This is a genomic window from Streptomyces sp. NPDC017529 (genome assembly GCF_044329785.1).
Classification (GTDB): Bacteria; Actinomycetota; Actinomycetes; order Streptomycetales; family Streptomycetaceae; genus Streptomyces.
Genome location: NZ_JBIRJY010000001.1, coordinates 125,534 through 141,816, shown reverse-complemented (window position 1 = coordinate 141,816; position 16,283 = coordinate 125,534). Strand labels below are relative to the sequence as shown.

Sequence of the window (16,283 nt, the reverse complement as noted above, 5' to 3'; positions counted from 1 at the left end):
GACGCCCGGCCTACCCTGCCGCGTCGGACCGGAACCTGCCCGGCGGACTGGACGCGCGGACAGTCATTGCCCTGCACGGCCGTCGCAGATGACGTCGTATGCCAGGTCCTTTACCGTTCCTCCGTCTGAGGGGGCTGGCCCAGGGCTGAGGTCGAGGTGTCCATGCCGGCAGTGGACTGCGCCCGCTGCGCAGCCAAGTCCCTCGCCGTCGCTCTCTGCCAGCCAGGCGTCGTCACCGGCTTCACCGCAGCGCACGTGCAGGTACCCATCGATCGCCACGAGCAGAGTGGTTCGCGCGGGGGTCCGCCGGTACCGCTGCTGGACTGAGTGCTTGCGGTGCCGGCTTGCGCCTCCACTACTCGGTCTTGCTAAGTACCGCTAGTCAGCGTTACGGTGTACCGGTAGTCAATGACGCTGAATAGATCAGGGAGGAGGTGTTCCATGGCCAAGCTGCTGACGGAGATGCTCAAGGGCACGCTGGAGGGCATCATCCTCGCGTCCCTGTCCGGCCGGGCCGCCTACGGCTACGAGATCACGGCACGGCTGCGGGAGCAGGGTTTCTCCGACATCGCCGAAGGGACCATCTACGCGCTGCTCATCAGGATGGAGAAGCGCGGTCTCGTCGACGTGGAGAAGGTCCCTTCCGAGAAGGGGCCGCCACGCAAGGTGCACTCCCTCAACGCGCAGGGACGCGAGTACCTCGAAGAGTTCTGGAGGACGTGGAGCTTCCTCGCAGAACGACTGGAACAGCTCCGCGAAGGGGGCAAGTAGCCATGTCCGATGCCGAAAAGAGCGGCTTCATCTCGAAGGTGATCGGGCCCAAGAAGCGCTGGAGGGCATACAGGGCGCGCGTCAAGGAGCTTCCCGAGAGCCATCGCATGGCGGTTGAAGCGATCGAGCGGTACCTGATGCACTTCGTGCCGACCAACGCCGACAGCAATGCGTCAATGTTCGAAGACCTCGCCGACTTGTTCGAGCAGGCTGCGGCGGATGGAACGCCGATCCGCGAGGTCCTCGGGGAGGACCCGGTGGAGTTCGTCGAGGCGTTCGCCCAGAACTACTCGGAGGGCGGCTATGCCCCCTCCCGCGCGAGGAAGCAGATGGTCGACGCCATCGAGCGCGCCACCAGCGAGGACACCGGACAAGAAGACGAGACGGTCTGATAGCGACACAGTGCATCGTGCCCCGGGGGCCGAGCGCCGCTTTTCAGCGATTACCTGCATTGCCTGCATTACCTGCATTTCCTGCACTACCTGCACTACCTGCACTACGCGGCCACGGGGCCATGTCCGGCTGCTACCTCTCGCCGCATGTCAGCGGCGGCGCCAAGACGGTGACAACCCTCATCAGAGCGGTCGGCGATGGCGGATGCCATGAACGGTTCAGCGACTGCGCCCTTGGGGCTGCGAACCGGGCCACGCCGAGCGCGCCTATGCAAAACCCATGAGCGCCGTGCCGGGACGGGTCTCGCAAGATCGAACACTGTGTATCGCACGCTCACACAAGGAGATTCACGATGGGAAAAGGCAACAGCGGTTTCTCCGAAGCAGGGTTGCGCAGACTGCGCGAGGTGCTGGCACGGCATGTCGAGTCCGGGAGAATACCCGGGCTCGTCGCCTTGGTCAGCCGAGGCGAGGAGACACGCGTCGAAGCGTTCGGGACGATGCGCCATGACGGCGGCGCGCCGATGCGCCGGGACACCGTATTCCGAATGGCCTCGACGACCAAACCGGTCGCGGTGGCAGCGGCGATGGTCCTGCTGGACGAGTGCCGACTGCGACTTGACGACCCGGTAGACCAGTGGCTGCCGGAACTGGCCGACCGGCGGGTGCTCAAGCGGCCCGACAGCCCGCTGGACGACACCGTGCCGGCGCGGCGTCCGATCACCGTGCGGGACCTGCTCACCTCCACCAGCGGGCTCGGGCTGGACACGACGGCGATGGGCTCCCCGATGATGAGCGCGTACTTCGAGCAGAAGGTCTACGGCGAGAACGGATGGATGCTGCCGGCAGTGGAGCCGGACGAGTGGATGCGCCGCCTGGGCACGCTTCCGCTGATGTACCAGCCCGGAGAGCGGTGGCTGTACAACGTCAGCGACGACGTGCTCGGGGTACTGGTGGCCAGGGTCACCGGCCAGTCGTTCGAGGCGTTCCTGCGCGAACGCATCTTCGAGCCTCTGGGCATGAAGGACACCGGTTTCCACGTGCCCGCCGACAAGATCGACCGGCTGCCGCCCCTGTACGCCCCCGATCCGCAGACCGGAGAGTTCAACGTGGAGGACGAGGCCGAAGGAGGACACCACAGCAAGCCTCCGGCGTTCCAGTCAGGCGGCGGCGGACTCGACTCAACCGTCGACGACTATCACGCCTACTTCCGGATGCTGTTGAACCACGGGATGCACGGAACCCAACGGATCCTGTCCCGGCCCGCCGTCGAGCTGATGACCACCAACCGCCTCACACCCGAGCAGCTGGCCGCCAGAGAAGCCTGGGCACGTAACGTCGTGCATTTGTCACACGGCCAGGGACAGCACGGCGGCTGGGGCTTCGGGATGGCGGTGCGCACCTACCGGGGCGACTACGCACCCATCGGCCAGTTCGGCTGGGACGGCGGAGTCGGCACCACCACCTACGCCGACCCGGACAACCAACTCGTCGGCATTCTGCTCACCCAGACCGGGATGTCCACTCCGGATTCGGCGCGGGCCATCCACGACTTCTGGACCACCCTCTACCAGGCAATCGACGGCTGACGCCGAGCCCGCGTCCCGTTACGCCCGCCCTCGCCGCTTTGACTGGCCGTGGCCGGCCCCCGCATATCCGTCAGCGACGGTCAGCCGGCCTTGTGCCAGGCGCGAGTGTGGACCGGCAGCAGTGCCCCAAGTGCTTACGGGACGCCGGACGTGGTCACGGGTGCTCCGGCCAAGTGGTGCACATATTCGAAGATCAGGTGGAAGCCGGACTTCGCGGCGAGGTAGCGGCTGGGATGGTTGTCGCGGGAGCAGGCCCAGCTCGGGGTGCGGCCCCGGGCGGTGATGTCCGCGCACAACGCGCGTACGCAGGCGGAGGCGAGGCCGTGTCCGCATGCGGCGGGCTCGGTGACGACGGCGATGCCCTCATAGCGGCTGCCTGCGAGCAGCCCCGACTGGCGCTGATCCATGCCAGGTCCGGGCCGAGGGCGCGGAGCCTGGGGGCGTCGTCGGGTGTGAGACGGCGGATGATTGTTCGGGGGGAGAGCTGTGCGGCGGGGCCGGGGTGCGCAAGACCCGCATCATGCGTTCCCAGGGCAGCAGCTCGTCGAAGGCAGCACTGAGAACCGGCAAGAATCGGTCCGGGGCGACGATGTACGTGTGAGCCAGCACCGCAAGCTCTTCGGGGGCTGTTGCGCGGGGATCGCCTGCCAGGACTGTATGGCCTGCGCAGGAGACCGCGGTGGCGCGGGGAGCGGTGGGGTGATCGGTCCACCAGCGTCCGTTTGCGGTGCGGGCGGCGTGTTTCGGGAGGGCTTCTAGGCCCGGATGGCTGGCAGGGAACCACGGCTTCCCCGGTCCGACGGCCGGGATGAGGCAATGAAAGAAGGGAATCGGCACCAATCACTCCGGAGAAGTCGGGCAGCGGGTAGTGCGGCACGGTCTTGTGCCGCACCACCCGTCGCCGCCAGCGGCCGTTGTCAGATGCAGGCCCTGCTGCCGTGGTCGGCCTTCTTCCTGCGCCGGGTTCGCTTTTTACGGGCGCACTTGGACACGGGCGTGCGTTCCTTCTCTTTCTCTTTGGCAGGGGGCGGGGCTTCGGTGCGAGAGCGCGGGCTCAAGGGGTTGGTGCGACCAGTCGGTCGGCGAGCTTGCACAGGCGGCGGACGGTGCGGTCTTCCAGGGCGACCGGCGCGGGCGGGGAGAGCGTGGTGCGGTCGTAGTAGGCGCCGGGGACGAGCTCGGTGGACGGGTTGCACAGGCGCGCCACGTGTGTGGCGCCTTCGGCGGCGGAATCACCTTCGTGGGCGTACAGGGGGAGCAGCGCGGTATCGCATACGCCGGGGTGGACGCTGACGGACGTCCAGGGCGCCTCGGCCCGGGCGAAGACGGTCAGGGCGAGTTGGGACTGGGCGTAGGTGGCGAGTCGGGAGTAGCGCTTGGCTCGGTGGGGATCGCTCCACGCGATGGAGGCGGTGCGGTGTATGGAGGAGGACACGTTGATCACGCGGCTGTGCGGTTGGGCGCTGAGCGGGTCGCGGAGTTCGTGGGTGAGGAGGTAGGCCGCGAGGAAGTTGACCTGGAGAGCGATTTCGTTGCCGTCGGCGGTCAGGGTGCGCCGCTCGGGTGCTGCCACGGCGGCGTTGTTGACGAGGACGTCGAGGGTGGGGTGCTCGTCGGCGACGCGGGCGGCCATGGCCCGTACCTCGTCGAGGCGGCTGAAGTCTGCTACTTCCAGGCGCAGTTGAAGTGCGTTGGCGCCGTCGGCCACCAGGCGGGTGATGGCATCGTCACCGGACGCCTGGTCCGGAGCATGGACGATGACCGTATCGCCCTGCCCGGCGAGCAGCCGGGCGGTCTGCCAGCCGATGCCTGAGGTTGCACCGGTGACGAGCACGGTCTGCCGACAGACCGGAACGGCAGGAGACATGGTGATTCACTCCGAGAAAGGGGTAGGCGGCACGGCCTCGCCGAATAGCAGGCTGCCGGATGCAGGAACGCTTCACCTCGCCGAGCGCCGCAGGGGCGTCGGGAAAGCGAAGGACACGGCCGGACCAAAGCGGCCGCTAAGGAAGTACCGGTGCGGCTACCGCACCGGACGTGAGCAGCGCGCAGGACTCGGCGACGCCGTATGCGGCGGCCGGTCGTCATGGCGCAGATGGCTGTTCACGCACACCATCCAAGGGGCGCGCGCGACTCACGGCAAGCGCCTCGCCCCATCTCTGACGTCGCCCTGACACCGCCGGGCGCCCATCACCTGGTGCCACCATTACCCCGCCCGAGTACACCTGCCGTCCGTTCCGGCACCACACGCTGGACAAGCCGTGACGGCGCCCTGCGTCGCTCGCCTTGTGCTCAACGTGCCAGGTGCCCTTAAACAGCTGGTCATCGGCCGGGCGCATGCTGGCTGCCACTGCGGCCTGGTACGTACGGCCGATGCCCAAACGCAGTTCCTGGTTCCTGCGAGCGATGCATGTGCCCGGCCACCAACCTTGCACTGAACTGGTTGAGTGGATGACTCATCGCGCGACATTGCCACCCCAGGAGCCGCGGACCGGACCGTAACGCCTCTTCGGGACTCGGCATCGACCTCACTGCGGGCGCCGGCCGGGGGGATCTCCTGCCGGACGAAGCCCCGGAATATGTGGCTGCCCTGAACAATCCGGCGGGTGGGAACTCGCATCCCCGTCGAGACCAGGTAGGCCGAGGAGAGCCTTGAACTGGCTTGCTACCTCTTGTCACTGTGCGTCTGCTGTTCACGATGGCGCGAGGATCTCAGCTTCGGTGTCGTGCCGGTCGCAGGAGGGTTGTATGCCTGCTGGCGCACGCATACGAGGCGAGGTGAACTGTGGCGTAAGTGATCCGTTAGAGCCCCTGTGAGGCAACCAGAACGTACCTCTCCGCTCCGTAAGGTGCGGAAGGCCAATGCGCGGCAATCAGGTGTTCGAACCTTGCCCGCCGTGGCGCGGACTTGGGGGAGGCGTGATGAGTACGGACCCGTTCATGACCACTGCGGCTGCGCAGGGCACCGGGCCGGGGCCCGGGGCGACGACCCGTTCGGGACTGTTCGGTGAGACCTCGATCGACGACCCGGGCTCGCTGAAGAAGGCCGGCGCGGGAGCACTGGAACTGGCGGGTGAACTGAACTCCAAGGCAGGTCTGGCCGACGGCGCCCTGCAGATCGGCGGTCAGGATCTGATCGGCGACTCGTGGGGCGGGGACCTGGGCGGGGCCATGCTCGAGGCGAAGGAACGCTGGGCGAAGCAGACCGCAGCCCTGGTCCGCACGTGCCGTGACCTGCACGAGCAGTGCACCACCACGGCCGAGAACTACACGACGACCGAGACGGCCAACTCCGAGACCCTGGCCGCCGTGTCCAAGGCTCGCTCCCCCTTAGGCTGAGACAGGCACCCTGACGTGATCACGTACGAGCAGCTCTACAACGTCCCCGTCTCCAGCCTTTCCTGGGCCGCCGACCAGTGGGACATCCTCATCCGCAAACTCACGACGATGGACGAGGCGTGCACCAATGAGGTCGTCACACCCTTCACCAAGGCCGGGTGGATCAGCTTCGACGGCACCTCGGCCATCGCCCAGGCCCGGGTTGCCGCCGTCGACCAGGAGTTCAGCTACGCCCTGCAGGAGGCCAAGGGCATCCGCGGCGTCCTGCACGACGCCTACACCGAGCTGAAGAAGCACCAGGACGATCTGCACCGCCTCGCGGAGGAGGACGCCAAGCGCGAGGGCCTGTACGTCAGCGCCAAGGGCGAGATCACCGCACGTCAGGATCTTTCGAAGGACCCGGGCGCACAGCACGACCCGGACTTCCAAGAAGCCGTCGCCGCACAGAACCGCAAGATCGAAGCCCTCAAGGCCCGCATCGAGAAAGTCCTGACCGACGCCGCCGAGACCGACCGGGCCGCCGCCATCGCGCTGCGCCACAACGTCGGCAAGGAAGACGGGGACTTCAACGGCAAGGCAGTGACCAGCATCGACGCGGACGAGGCCGCCCGGGCTACGGACCTGTTGGGCAAGCTCGACCAGGGCGGGAAGCTGTCGCAGCACGACCTCAACGAGCTCGAACGGGTCATGGACCACAACCAGCACGACCCCGAGTTCAACCGGATGCTGCTCAACCGCCTCGGCCCGAAGAAGACCTTGCAGCTCGCCGACGAGCTGGACCGGATCCACGGTGACGAAGACGTCTACCAGGTCCACCGCAAGCAGTACGCCACCATCGAACGCTCGCTGGCCAACGGCATCGGCGCCGCCCACCAGGACCAGGACTTCTCCGAGCGGTGGCGCAAGGGCCTGCGTGCCCTGGGCACCGAGCAGATCGGTGACGCCGCCGACAACCGGCACACCCTCGGCTACCAGGCGCTGACCGGCCTGCTCAAGCACGGCGACGGCAGCGGCTACCCCGCGCACATGACCACCGGACTGACCGGCGACATCATCGCGGCGGAGAGGAAGCACCCGGGCATCTGGGACGAGCACGACCAGGTCAACGTCGGAGCCGACGTGGAGGCGGTCGCGGTCAAGGACCCGGTCGACGACATGCTGGGCGTCATGAGCAAGGACCCGGACACCGCCACCCGCTACCTCGACCCGAAGCACGATGGCGACAAGAACCGGCTGGAGTACCTGCTCGACAAGCGTGACTGGCCCAACCTGGAGGTCATGGAGACCACCGGCCGAGGCGACGTGCTGGACACCAAGCAGATCGACGCGAGCAACTCCCGCACCGGCCTCGGCAACGTCCTGGAAGCCGCCACCACCGGAGCCCAGCCCGGGCACGAACAGACCAGGTACGGCGGGCACACCGAGGGCCAGGCCCGCATCATGCACGACACCATCGAGCGCCTGGACAGCGGCAACGGCGGCGACAAGATCCCCCACAACATGCAGCAGCCCCTGGCCCGCGCCCTGTCGGACTACACCGAGGACACCCACAACATCATCGCCGGAGGCCACGAGAAGTACTACGGGACGACGGCAGAAGGGCGGCCGGACGCCTGGCACAAGGAAGGGGAAAGCAAGTACCACATCGGCGTCCCCGAGAGCAGCGTGCTGCGCGTCCTGCGCGGAGTGTCCGACGACCCCAAGAACTACGCGCAGATTTATGAGGCCGAGCGTTTCTACGCGGCCGAACAAATGGGCAAGTCACCTGCCCAGCCGGGCGGCGCGCACGCGGACTGGGAAACTCCGGCGCGCGATGCGGGCAATGTTCTCGGCGCCTATAACGCCATCGGCTCCGATGTCATACTCGATGACCGGGACGGCAGGAAGCAGTGGGCAGACGACACCGCGAAATATGTCTACCACGGCGCCGGGATCCCGTTGACCGCGATTCCCGTCGTGGGCGACACCGCTCAGCGTCTGCTCGACCAGACCACGTATGACTGGTCGAAAGACGTCAAGGCCGCAGCCGACGCGAAAGCGGCCAACGACGGTGCGGAGAAGAACGCCGCCGGTGTCGACGGCACATACGACCTCATCGACCGGTGGGCCGCCGTGCGCGGCCAGGACTCCGAGAGCAACGCCATCCGTCAGGTCAAGCAGGAATCCGAGCAGAGTTACGCCACCTCCCGGGCCTCCGCCCTTGGCGTTCTCCGGGGGGAACACTGATGCGCGCCCCGGTGAATCTGATGCGGGGAAAGGCATTTCGCGTGATGGCGGTGTCACTGGCTGTTCTTTTTGTGGCGGCCGGCGCTGTCTATGTCACCGGTACTTACGGCAGGTGGCAGGACGGGAGAGCGGTCTCGCGGGCGTGCGGGGGCATCGTCGCGCAAGAGGAGCTGAAGGAATATCTGGGCGTGGACGGCAGGCTAACCTCTGACCGCGCCTGGGCGAGTGACGACCGCACCGACCGGAAGTGCGTCATCTACGCGCCTGATGAGAAGAAAGATCATGCCTGGCTCAGGGTGACCCTCGGGCAGGGCAGGCCAAGTCAGCAATTGCTGACCGACCTCGGACGCAATGAGAGCTATTCCGCCACGGCATTCGTGTCGCCCATTGCCAACGGCTGGCGAGGCGTGTTCGGTAACTTCTCCACGCCAGATGCCAGGGCAACCATCGTCATGTCGTGCGGTGGCAGGGCGGCGGAAGACCTTGTTGTCAACCTGCAGGCCCAGCCTCGGAGTGCGGGCACAGAGGCGAACGATGAGAGACGGGCCCGCTTCGCGCGAATCGCCACGCACACGGCCGTAAAGGCCGCCGAGCAGGCCGGATGCAACGCGCCGCCTGGACGGGAGATCGATCGAGTCCCGGACGTCCCGCCACTGGAATCGTATACTCCGGCAGGGAAAGCCACCGGGACGTGTGCGGGCATCAACGCACCGGTGCTTGAGAGCGTCACCGATCCGCTCGCTCCCATCGAAGACTGCTTCGTCCTGGACGAGAAGGGCGAGCCGTCATATCGGCTGGCTGCCTACTACGGCCCCTTCGTCCAGAACGGACGCGTGGACGTCTCCGTCCGCGGAGACACTTTTACCGCACCGGCAGGCAACTCAAACGGCCTGTACTGGCTCTCGACGCCCTGCCCAAAGCAAGGTGGCACCGCCTTATACACCGCGGAGACGCTGCGCACCTCCGAAACCTTCACCAAGCCGGATCCCACAGCCCAACGCACGGCGCTCGCGCACTTCGCCAAACGATCGGCGCGCTCACACGGTTGCGCGTCGCGTCCAGTCGATCTGCCCTGACGCTTCTTTGCGAGAAATGCCCATGGAAGACTTGTCCCGTATAAGCGCGTGAGCTGGGGCTTTCGTTGACAGTACGGTCGTTGGGCGGAGTCGAAACCATTGAACGAGTGCCCGCTGCATGGGGCTGGGTTGGACCGGTTCACAGCGAGACTCCGTTCGCGGACCACCTCGGCGAGACGGTCCTGGCGGTACGTGAAGAAGCGGGCCCGGACACCGGCCGACTCGCGCTGGAGATCGCCTTCGACTCCGGCCGTGTCCGGTGCGAGACCTGGTCCGGGGAGGATCTCCGCCTGTCCAGCAAGTGATCAGCGCGCCAGTGCCGGCAGAAACCGCGTGAGGATCTCGTCGTGGTTGGTGTGATCACGGCGTCGGAGCCGTCCTGGATAGCCCGTTCACCGAGCTGAGCCTGCGCTGTTTTGGCAAGTTGGTGACCGCACTGCGCCGCGAAGGCGCCGCCGAGGTGCGGCGCGGCCGACCGTGGGGATCGTCCGGCCTGCGCGGGGGTGACGGGCAGGCCGGGGCGGGTGTGCAAGTTCGATTGCCTCTGGCCACCTCCGGTCCGTACTGATGCTGACTCGAGGCTAAGTTTCCTGATGAGGCGTCAGGCCCTAAGCGGGTACGCTCCGTGTCAACCGCGTGAGGGGCCCCTGGGCCGCTCCTCGTGAGCGAAGAGTTGGCGCTGGCACTTGGCAGTCCGTCTGCCTGGTGGACGCGAACGGCGGCAACCCCAGTCGCCAGGTGCGGCTCAGCTTCCTGGGTTGACCCGAGACCGTTCTGAGTGTGGCCGCCCCCCCCGTGAGGAGGCGGCCGACGTGTTCGGTGGTGTGTCGGCGAGTGGCGTGTGCTGTTCAGGGGTATGGCGGGAAGCAGCGATGACGGGGGAGAGGGTCTCTTCCGGGGGTGCGAGGGGCCTTAGGGGTGCTTCGTGCGTCTGTTGTCACGCACCTGACGTGGGGCGCGTTTGTGCGGCGCGTCGAAGAGAGAGGCGCCGAACGCCATGCAGAGAAACTCCTTCCGTGGCTTCTTCCGTATCGGTCTCGTGTTGCCGGCCGCCGTGGTGGCGTCGGTCATGCTGGGTACCACGATGAGCGCGGCCGTGCCGGCGGACGCGTCGCACGGCGTTCCGGTCGGGGCGCGGACGCCTTCGGCGCGCGGCTGTGCCATCGTCTACTTCGATCTGGGCGAGACTCTGGTGCACACGGCCGCGGACTCCGGCATCAGCTACCTGCCGGGTGCGGCCGCGTACCTGCGCACGTTGCGGGAGCGGCACATCAAGGTCGGGCTGATCACCAACGTGCCGTCCTCGTGGGGCAAGACGGATGCCGAGCGCGCTGCCGCCCTGAAGAAGGAGGTCGACGGCGCGTGGAAGGGCCCCGTCCCGTTCGCCTGGGAGGATTTCGGCGACCGGATTCTCACTCCGCGCACCGAGGCGGAGCGTAAGCCGGCGCCCGTTCTCTGGAAGCGTGCCAAGGCCGCGGCGCGCGGCTGTCGCCTCGTCTACGAGGGGGAGACCGCCAAGGAGACGTACGTGGCGGCTTCGCTCGGTTACGTGGCCTATCGGGTCGGACGGCCCTTCCGTCCCGCCTACCTCCCGGTCCGAGTGATCGAGTGCCTGGCGTACGGCTCCCGTGGGCGCGTCTGAACAGTTGCGTGTGCGTCTGCGCCCGGCGCCCCGGATGTCGTCGACGCGGGGCCCGGATCCTCTGGCGCGTCCGGGACCGGCTGGTTCGCCGGCTGCCCAGTGGCAGCCCCCTCCGTCGTCTCCTCCGCACCGCGCCGCGTCCTCGTGCTCCGCAGGACCAGTTGGAAAGCGCCGAGCAGCACCGCGGTCGCCAGGGCGCTGTGCCAGAGCAGGGCGTCCAGGTGGCCTGCGGAGAGGTAGGCGCCCACGGCGACGGCCGCCAGCGCGCACACCCCGCGGTCCACGATCGACTCGACCGACAGCAGCGTGGCCCGTGGGGCGCCGGCAGGTACGGCGTCGTTGACCAGCTTGCGCTGGATGGGATAGGCGAAGCCGGCCGCGGCGGCGAACACGCAGAGGAGAGCGACGACCGCCCAGGGCCCGCCGAGGGTGATGCCCGCCAGGGTGCCCGCGAGGACGAGGCTGAGGACGGAGACCCAGGCCACCGGTGTCAGGCGGCGGCCCAGCCACTGGGGCCGTGCCGAGCCCACGGCCTCCGCCACCGTCATGGCGGCGAGTACCCCGCCGTGCGCGGACTCGCCGATGCCGTGGTCGAGCAGGATCGGCTGGAAGAGGTTGACCTGGCAGATCCTGGACAGGGTGAACACGGCCACGCCCTGCACCATGACCAGCGCCAGCCACGGCGAGGAGACGACGCAGCGCAGCGCTGCCTTCGCTTCGCCCAGCGAGGTGCCGCGCCCGCCTCGTGGTGCTCGGGGCTTATCGGTCCGGCCCGGCGAGGTCGTAGCGCGAGCCTTGGCGGGTGTTGCTGTTCGGGGCAGGGCGATGACGCAGATCAGGGAACCCGCCGCGCTCAGGGCGCTCAGGAGATACGGGGCCGGGTGGACGAGGACCATCAGCGGCCCGACCAGGGGCCAGCACAGGATCTTCGCGGCGAGTCCGAGTGCCCGGGCGGTCCCCTCCGCCTTGAGGTAGTGCTCCTCGCATCCCTCGGCGCGCAGCCCGTCGTACAGGTAGGCGCTGGCCGCGCCCGAGGTGAGGGAGCGGCCGGCGGCGATGGCGAGGAAGTGTACGAGGAAGCCGGTGTACGAGGAACTGATCACCGGGGCGAGGTTCGCGGCCGTCATCACGACGGCGCCGGCCCGCAGGCAGTTGCGGGTACCGATACGGTCGGCGATCAGCCCGGTCGGTATCTCGAAGAGGCAGAAGGCCACGTAGTAGATGCTCTGGATACCGAAGATCTGCCCGTCGGAGAGTCCGGCGTCCTTCTGGTAGGCGTAGAACACCGGCATCCACCACAGCAGGTTGAACAGCAGCTGGAAGCCGTAGTTGAGGCGGATAATGCGGCGGGCGGTGCCGGTCAGGGGCGTGGCCGCGGGCCGCGCCGCGGAGCGCGGAAGGCGGGGCCTCACAGCGCGTAGGGGCGGATCTGGACCAGGCGGAAGTCGCCCTGGTCGGTCAGCAGCCACTCGATGTCCAGCGGGTCGTCCACCTCGGGGGCGCTGAAGTGGGACTGGAGCAGCCGGCCGGTCAGAGACAGGTCGGCGAGCCGGGCCCGTGTGGCGGCGGGCAGGCCCTCGCTCCAGGAACCGAGGGCGACGGTGCGCCCGCCGCCCTCGACGGTGTTGTAGAGGTACTGCTGCGGCAGCACCTCTCCCTCGACGACCTGTTCGGGCGAGCCTGGCGAACAGTTGAGGTAGACGTTGCGGAAGTCCTCGCGCCGGGTGGGATCGCAGGTCACCAGGACGCCGCCGAGCGCGGCGGGGACGTACTCCTGGATGATCACGCCCATGTAGGTGTCGTCCAGGGATATGCCCACCTGATGGCGCAGCCGCACACTGCGCGGCGAGAGCAGGGAGGCCCACACCTGCCGTACGGCGTCGAGGAGTTCGCCGGTGCCGCGGACGGTGGTGACCGAGTCGTAGACCCCTGCCGCGGAGAAGCCCGGCAGGTCCTCGGCGTTGGAGGAGGAGCGCACCACGAGACGGCCGCCCGCGGCGAGCGGGGCGGGGAAGGAGCGGGTGATCTCCCCGGTGACGGAGTCGGGCATCGTGGCATGCCGGATCAGGTGCTGGATCTGCAGGCAGAGCGAATCGAGGACGCTCATGGCGTCGAGTTCGAGCGCCATCTTCAGCTTGCCGATGCCCTGCTGGAGCGCGGGGGAGGAGGTGAGGAAGCGGTCCAGGAGGGAGAACGGCAGGGCCACGCCCTCGGGGGCCGCGACGGTGGCGGCCACGAAGGAGGCCGCGGCCGCACGGAGTTCGGCGGCGGAGGGTGCGCCCAGGCCGAGCCGGGCCGCGAGATGCCCGTACAGGTTCTTACGGGGTGGGCGGGGGCGGCCGTAGAACGCGGTGAGGTCGGCCGTGCGGCTGTCGAGCACGTGGTGCAGCTCTCCGAGGTTGGCCGCCTTGGTGCCGTAGCGGTCCCGGTCGGCGCTGCGCAGCCGGTGCAGGGAGAGTACGGGCGCGTCCTCCAGGAGCGGTGGTTCCAGGCGGATGCGCTGCTGGTGCCAGGCCGGGGCCCGCAGTTCGGGGGCCTGTTCCAGCCGCTCCAGGGTGATCTCGTCCTCGCGGACCCGGTAGCGGACCCAGGCCCCGTCCAAGTCGTCCTTCTCGACGAGCTGGTCCAGGTCGCGGACGATCGCGTTGGGGATGCCCCATCCGGAGGCCAGGACGTTGGTGTGGGACAGCGGGGTGATGGGCGCGGTGTTGATGAAACCGGCCACCCGCTGCACGCCGTCCGGCAGGCAGGGCATGGCGACGATGTCCGACCAGCCGAGCCCGCCGGCCGCCGCCTCGTACTCCGCCACGGTCTTGAAGCAGCGCAGCCGGCCGGTGGCTTCCCCGGCGTTGAGCGGCATGCGGACCCTGGAGCCGAAGAGTTCGTGACCGAGGATGCGCGGCACCCGCTGCTCACTGACCGAGGCCAGTGCCTCCTCCTGACCGTGGTTGGCGGGCTTGAGCAGGAGCGGCAGCCTGCCGTCGACGCGCTCCCGGACGAAGGCGTAGAAGAACTCCAGCAACTCCCCGTGCATGGTGTCGGCCTCGGTCGTCTCCAGCACGAGGAAGGTGCGCTCGCGGCCCTCCCGGTCCTCGTCGGTGTGCAGGGACAGCACCCCGAGCAGGAAGCGGCGCTCGGGGTCCATGTAGACGGACGCGTTGAATTCGTCCAGTCGGGCATCGAGTTCGGAGAGGTCCATGCCGAGGACACGGGTGGCGATGTAGTTCACGTGGAAGGGGTGGGCGGCCGTGTCGAGCAGGTGCCAGGTGGCTTCGGCGCGGTCGACGACGACCTTCAGGTACGGGTGGCCTGCCAGGACTCCGGACAGCGTACGGAAGAGCGGCAGTGAGAGGTTCTCACCGATGACCGTGCGGTCGGTCGCGGGATCCGCGACGCTGACGGGGAGCGGAGCGGTGGTCATACGGCGACTCCCTCGGACGGTACGGTCGGCCGGACGCCCGGGCGGGCGGGGGACGCTGACGGTGCGGCCGTGGACGGGGGCCGGGCGGCCGGAGACCCGGACCGCGGCGCGGCGGGCGGCAGCACATCGGGCAGCGCGTCCACCAGAGCCGTGAAGTCACGGAGCACGGTGCGCGCGTCGGCGGCGGAGAGCAGGCACAGGGCCGCCATCGTGTTGGCGCCGCCGGCGGGGTCGTAGACCGGCACGGTGCTGCCGTCGGGCAGGGAACTCTCCGGGACCACCGAGAGCGTGCTGCCCTCGCTCAGCGCGACGGCCTCCTGCACCACGGGGAAGTCCCACAGCCTGCGGTCCCGCCAGGCCGCGCCGCGGCCGTCCAGCGCGAGGACGACGAGGGAACCCGCGGCGCCCCGTGCCTGCTCCGGGCCGAGGACCCGCTCGGGCCAGGCGACCGGACGGCCCAGAAGATGGTCCACGAGCATGCCGACGACGTCGAGCCCGAACACCTCCTCGATCTGCGGGACGGTCATCGCGCCGCCGAACCGGGCGGCCGTCTCGATCAGCCACATGCGCCCGTCGGCGCCGAGCTTGATCTCGGTGTGGGTGCCGCAGTCGCGCAGGCCGAGGGCATCGACGGCCTCCCGGGCGAGGGCGACGACGCGGTCCTGGAGATCCGCGGGAAGCGACGCGGGGGTGATGCCGGCGCGCTCGGTGAACGGCTGCACCGTCGGCATCCGGCCGCTGACGCAGACCGGTCGGAAGACGCCGCCGGTCACCACGCCTTCGACGCTGACGTAGTCGCCCCAGCCGGACTCGTCGAACCAGCCCGCGGTGTCGCCGGTCACGATCTCCTCGACCACGAAGTGCCCCGCTGCATCGGCCACATGGAGCTCGGCGAAGCCCAACCGGGCGGACTGGTCCATGGTTGCGCGCGAGCGCTGCCAGGCGGCGTCGGCCTCCTGCGGGGAGCCGATGATCTGATGGGCGGTGGAACCGGCGCTCCAGGCCGCCTTCAGCAGCAGGGGAGCGGTCAGGGCGGCGACGGCCTCGTGCAGGTCCGCCTGTGTGGTGACGGGGCGGAACGCGGGCTGCGGCAGGCCGTGCCGATGCCAGGTGTGCCGCATCATCCGCTTGTCGCGGGCAAGTGCGGCGGCGTCTCCCGCCCCGGCGAGACCGAGCACCTCACACGCCTCGGCGACGGCCACGACCGCGTACTCGGAGAAGGTGAGAACCGCGTCCGCGCCGACGGCTTCGGCTCGCGAGACGATCAACGAGACCAGGTCGGACCGCTCCGCGTCGGTGGGCAGCACGACCGAGGCGCACAGACGCTCCGCGGAGGCGGCGACCGACGGCGGAAGCGCGCTGAGCGCCAGCAGGTGCACGTCCGCCCTCGCGGCTGTCCGGGACAGGACATGGCCGAGTGGCGGACCACCCTTGGCGTGCACCAACAGCACCGTGCTCACTGAAATTCGTCTCCCATCACTTGTCTGTTCGCTCGTCCGTCCGGGGCGTCGGGCGTCCGTCCGGGGCGTCGGGCCGTGGCCCGGCCCCGCTGCCCGGCCTGGCGCCGCCCGTCGACCGAGATCGGGACATGGTGACGCAACCCGCGTAGAACACGGCGGGTAGCCGGTGACACACACAAGGGAATCAGAAGGCGGGTGCCGGAAGTGCCACCGGAGGCGGGTGCCAATCAGGCAAATGCCAAAGTCGTGGACATCGTTGGAGTGCGGACGAAGGTTGTGGATCACCTATGGCAAGCTGCCCCGGCGAAGCGCTCACGTATCGCAGTCGGCCGATAACCGAGCATGGCTGGACACCGCACGGGATAGG

13 protein-coding genes and 2 pseudogenes are annotated in these 16,283 nt (G+C 68.6%); 10 read left to right on the top strand and 5 right to left on the bottom strand.

All coding sequences use genetic code 11. From position 1 onward, the window contains the following. Positions 1–441: 441 nt before the first annotated feature. From ACH4K4_RS00220 to ACH4K4_RS00210, 3 genes are all read left to right on the top strand, one after another. Positions 442–771 (top strand): PadR family transcriptional regulator, encoded by a 330-nt coding sequence (locus ACH4K4_RS00220; RefSeq protein WP_398163717.1) that lies wholly within the window; start codon positions 442–444, stop codon positions 769–771. Between the two features lie 2 nt (positions 772–773). Next, a complete protein-coding gene (locus ACH4K4_RS00215) occupies positions 774–1,163 on the top strand; it encodes a DUF1048 domain-containing protein (RefSeq protein ID WP_398163716.1) in 390 nt (129 codons plus the stop codon). Positions 1,164–1,516: 353 nt separating this feature from the next. Then, positions 1,517–2,752 carry a serine hydrolase domain-containing protein gene (locus ACH4K4_RS00210; protein WP_398163715.1) on the top strand — a complete coding sequence of 412 codons (1,236 nt, stop codon included), beginning with the start codon at positions 1,517–1,519 and terminating at the stop codon, positions 2,750–2,752. A 134-nt stretch (positions 2,753–2,886) separates the two neighbouring features. On the opposite strand, the gene ACH4K4_RS00205 is transcribed toward ACH4K4_RS00210, so the two are convergent. Continuing rightward, positions 2,887–3,159, bottom strand: coding sequence for a GNAT family N-acetyltransferase (locus tag ACH4K4_RS00205; RefSeq protein ID WP_398163714.1), 273 nt, complete (start codon positions 3,157–3,159; stop codon positions 2,887–2,889). A gap of 647 nt (positions 3,160–3,806) precedes the next feature. After that, positions 3,807–4,619: an SDR family NAD(P)-dependent oxidoreductase gene (locus ACH4K4_RS00200; protein ID WP_398163713.1), complete on the bottom strand. Its 813-nt coding sequence runs from the start codon at positions 4,617–4,619 to the stop codon at positions 3,807–3,809. 1,073 nt (positions 4,620–5,692) lie between these two features. Here ACH4K4_RS00200 and ACH4K4_RS00195 point away from each other — a divergent pair. From ACH4K4_RS00195 to ACH4K4_RS00165, 7 genes and pseudogenes are all read left to right on the top strand, one after another. After that, positions 5,693–6,091 carry a hypothetical protein gene (locus ACH4K4_RS00195; RefSeq protein ID WP_398163712.1) on the top strand — a complete coding sequence of 133 codons (399 nt, stop codon included), beginning with the start codon at positions 5,693–5,695 and terminating at the stop codon, positions 6,089–6,091. A 15-nt stretch (positions 6,092–6,106) separates the two neighbouring features. Next, positions 6,107–8,317 (top strand): hypothetical protein, encoded by a 2,211-nt coding sequence (locus ACH4K4_RS00190; protein WP_398163711.1) that lies wholly within the window; start codon positions 6,107–6,109, stop codon positions 8,315–8,317. Next, positions 8,317–9,393 (top strand): hypothetical protein, encoded by a 1,077-nt coding sequence (locus tag ACH4K4_RS00185; protein ID WP_398163710.1) that lies wholly within the window; start codon positions 8,317–8,319, stop codon positions 9,391–9,393. Before ACH4K4_RS00190 ends, ACH4K4_RS00185 begins: the two co-directional genes overlap by 1 nt. A gap of 107 nt (positions 9,394–9,500) precedes the next feature. Next, positions 9,501–9,698 (top strand): hypothetical protein, encoded by a 198-nt coding sequence (locus tag ACH4K4_RS00180; RefSeq protein ID WP_398163709.1) that lies wholly within the window; start codon positions 9,501–9,503, stop codon positions 9,696–9,698. Between the two features lie 42 nt (positions 9,699–9,740). After that, positions 9,741–9,874: pseudogene (locus ACH4K4_RS00175) on the top strand (IS5/IS1182 family transposase); the annotation flags it as partial. 188 nt (positions 9,875–10,062) lie between these two features. Further along, positions 10,063–10,155 (top strand): annotated as a pseudogene (locus ACH4K4_RS00170) (YjbQ family protein); the annotation flags it as partial. A 235-nt stretch (positions 10,156–10,390) separates the two neighbouring features. Then, positions 10,391–11,035, top strand: coding sequence for a hypothetical protein (locus tag ACH4K4_RS00165; protein WP_398163708.1), 645 nt, complete (start codon positions 10,391–10,393; stop codon positions 11,033–11,035). Here ACH4K4_RS00165 and ACH4K4_RS00160 read toward each other — a convergent pair. From ACH4K4_RS00160 to ACH4K4_RS00150, 3 genes are read right to left on the bottom strand one after another with little or no spacing between them, the layout of a single operon-like run. Next, positions 10,978–12,447: an MFS transporter gene (locus ACH4K4_RS00160; RefSeq protein WP_398163707.1), complete on the bottom strand. Its 1,470-nt coding sequence runs from the start codon at positions 12,445–12,447 to the stop codon at positions 10,978–10,980. The genes ACH4K4_RS00165 and ACH4K4_RS00160 overlap by 58 nt on opposite strands. Further along, on the bottom strand, positions 12,444–14,456 hold the full coding sequence (locus ACH4K4_RS00155; protein WP_398163706.1) for a PEP/pyruvate-binding domain-containing protein: 2,013 nt from the start codon (positions 14,454–14,456) through the stop codon (positions 12,444–12,446). The genes ACH4K4_RS00160 and ACH4K4_RS00155 overlap by 4 nt, the downstream gene beginning before the upstream one ends. Further along, positions 14,453–15,916, bottom strand: coding sequence for an acetyl-CoA carboxylase biotin carboxylase subunit family protein (locus ACH4K4_RS00150; protein WP_398163705.1), 1,464 nt, complete (start codon positions 15,914–15,916; stop codon positions 14,453–14,455). Before ACH4K4_RS00150 ends, ACH4K4_RS00155 begins: the two co-directional genes overlap by 4 nt. Positions 15,917–16,283: the final 367 nt, after the last annotated feature.

What these genes read in the sequence shown, in the direction of transcription:
- ACH4K4_RS00220 (WP_398163717.1), top strand. Translation starts at nt 442, where the DNA reads ATGGCCAAGCTGCTGACGGAGATGCTCAAGGGCACGCTGGAGGGCATC.
- ACH4K4_RS00215 (WP_398163716.1), top strand. Translation starts at nt 774, where the DNA reads ATGTCCGATGCCGAAAAGAGCGGCTTCATCTCGAAGGTGATCGGGCCC.
- ACH4K4_RS00210 (WP_398163715.1), top strand. Translation starts at nt 1,517, where the DNA reads ATGGGAAAAGGCAACAGCGGTTTCTCCGAAGCAGGGTTGCGCAGACTG.
- ACH4K4_RS00205 (WP_398163714.1), bottom strand. Translation starts at nt 3,159, where the DNA reads ATGGATCAGCGCCAGTCGGGGCTGCTCGCAGGCAGCCGCTATGAGGGC.
- ACH4K4_RS00200 (WP_398163713.1), bottom strand. Translation starts at nt 4,619, where the DNA reads ATGTCTCCTGCCGTTCCGGTCTGTCGGCAGACCGTGCTCGTCACCGGT.
- ACH4K4_RS00195 (WP_398163712.1), top strand. Translation starts at nt 5,693, where the DNA reads ATGACCACTGCGGCTGCGCAGGGCACCGGGCCGGGGCCCGGGGCGACG.
- ACH4K4_RS00185 (WP_398163710.1), top strand. Translation starts at nt 8,317, where the DNA reads ATGCGCGCCCCGGTGAATCTGATGCGGGGAAAGGCATTTCGCGTGATG.
- ACH4K4_RS00165 (WP_398163708.1), top strand. Translation starts at nt 10,391, where the DNA reads ATGCAGAGAAACTCCTTCCGTGGCTTCTTCCGTATCGGTCTCGTGTTG.
- ACH4K4_RS00155 (WP_398163706.1), bottom strand. Translation starts at nt 14,456, where the DNA reads ATGACCACCGCTCCGCTCCCCGTCAGCGTCGCGGATCCCGCGACCGAC.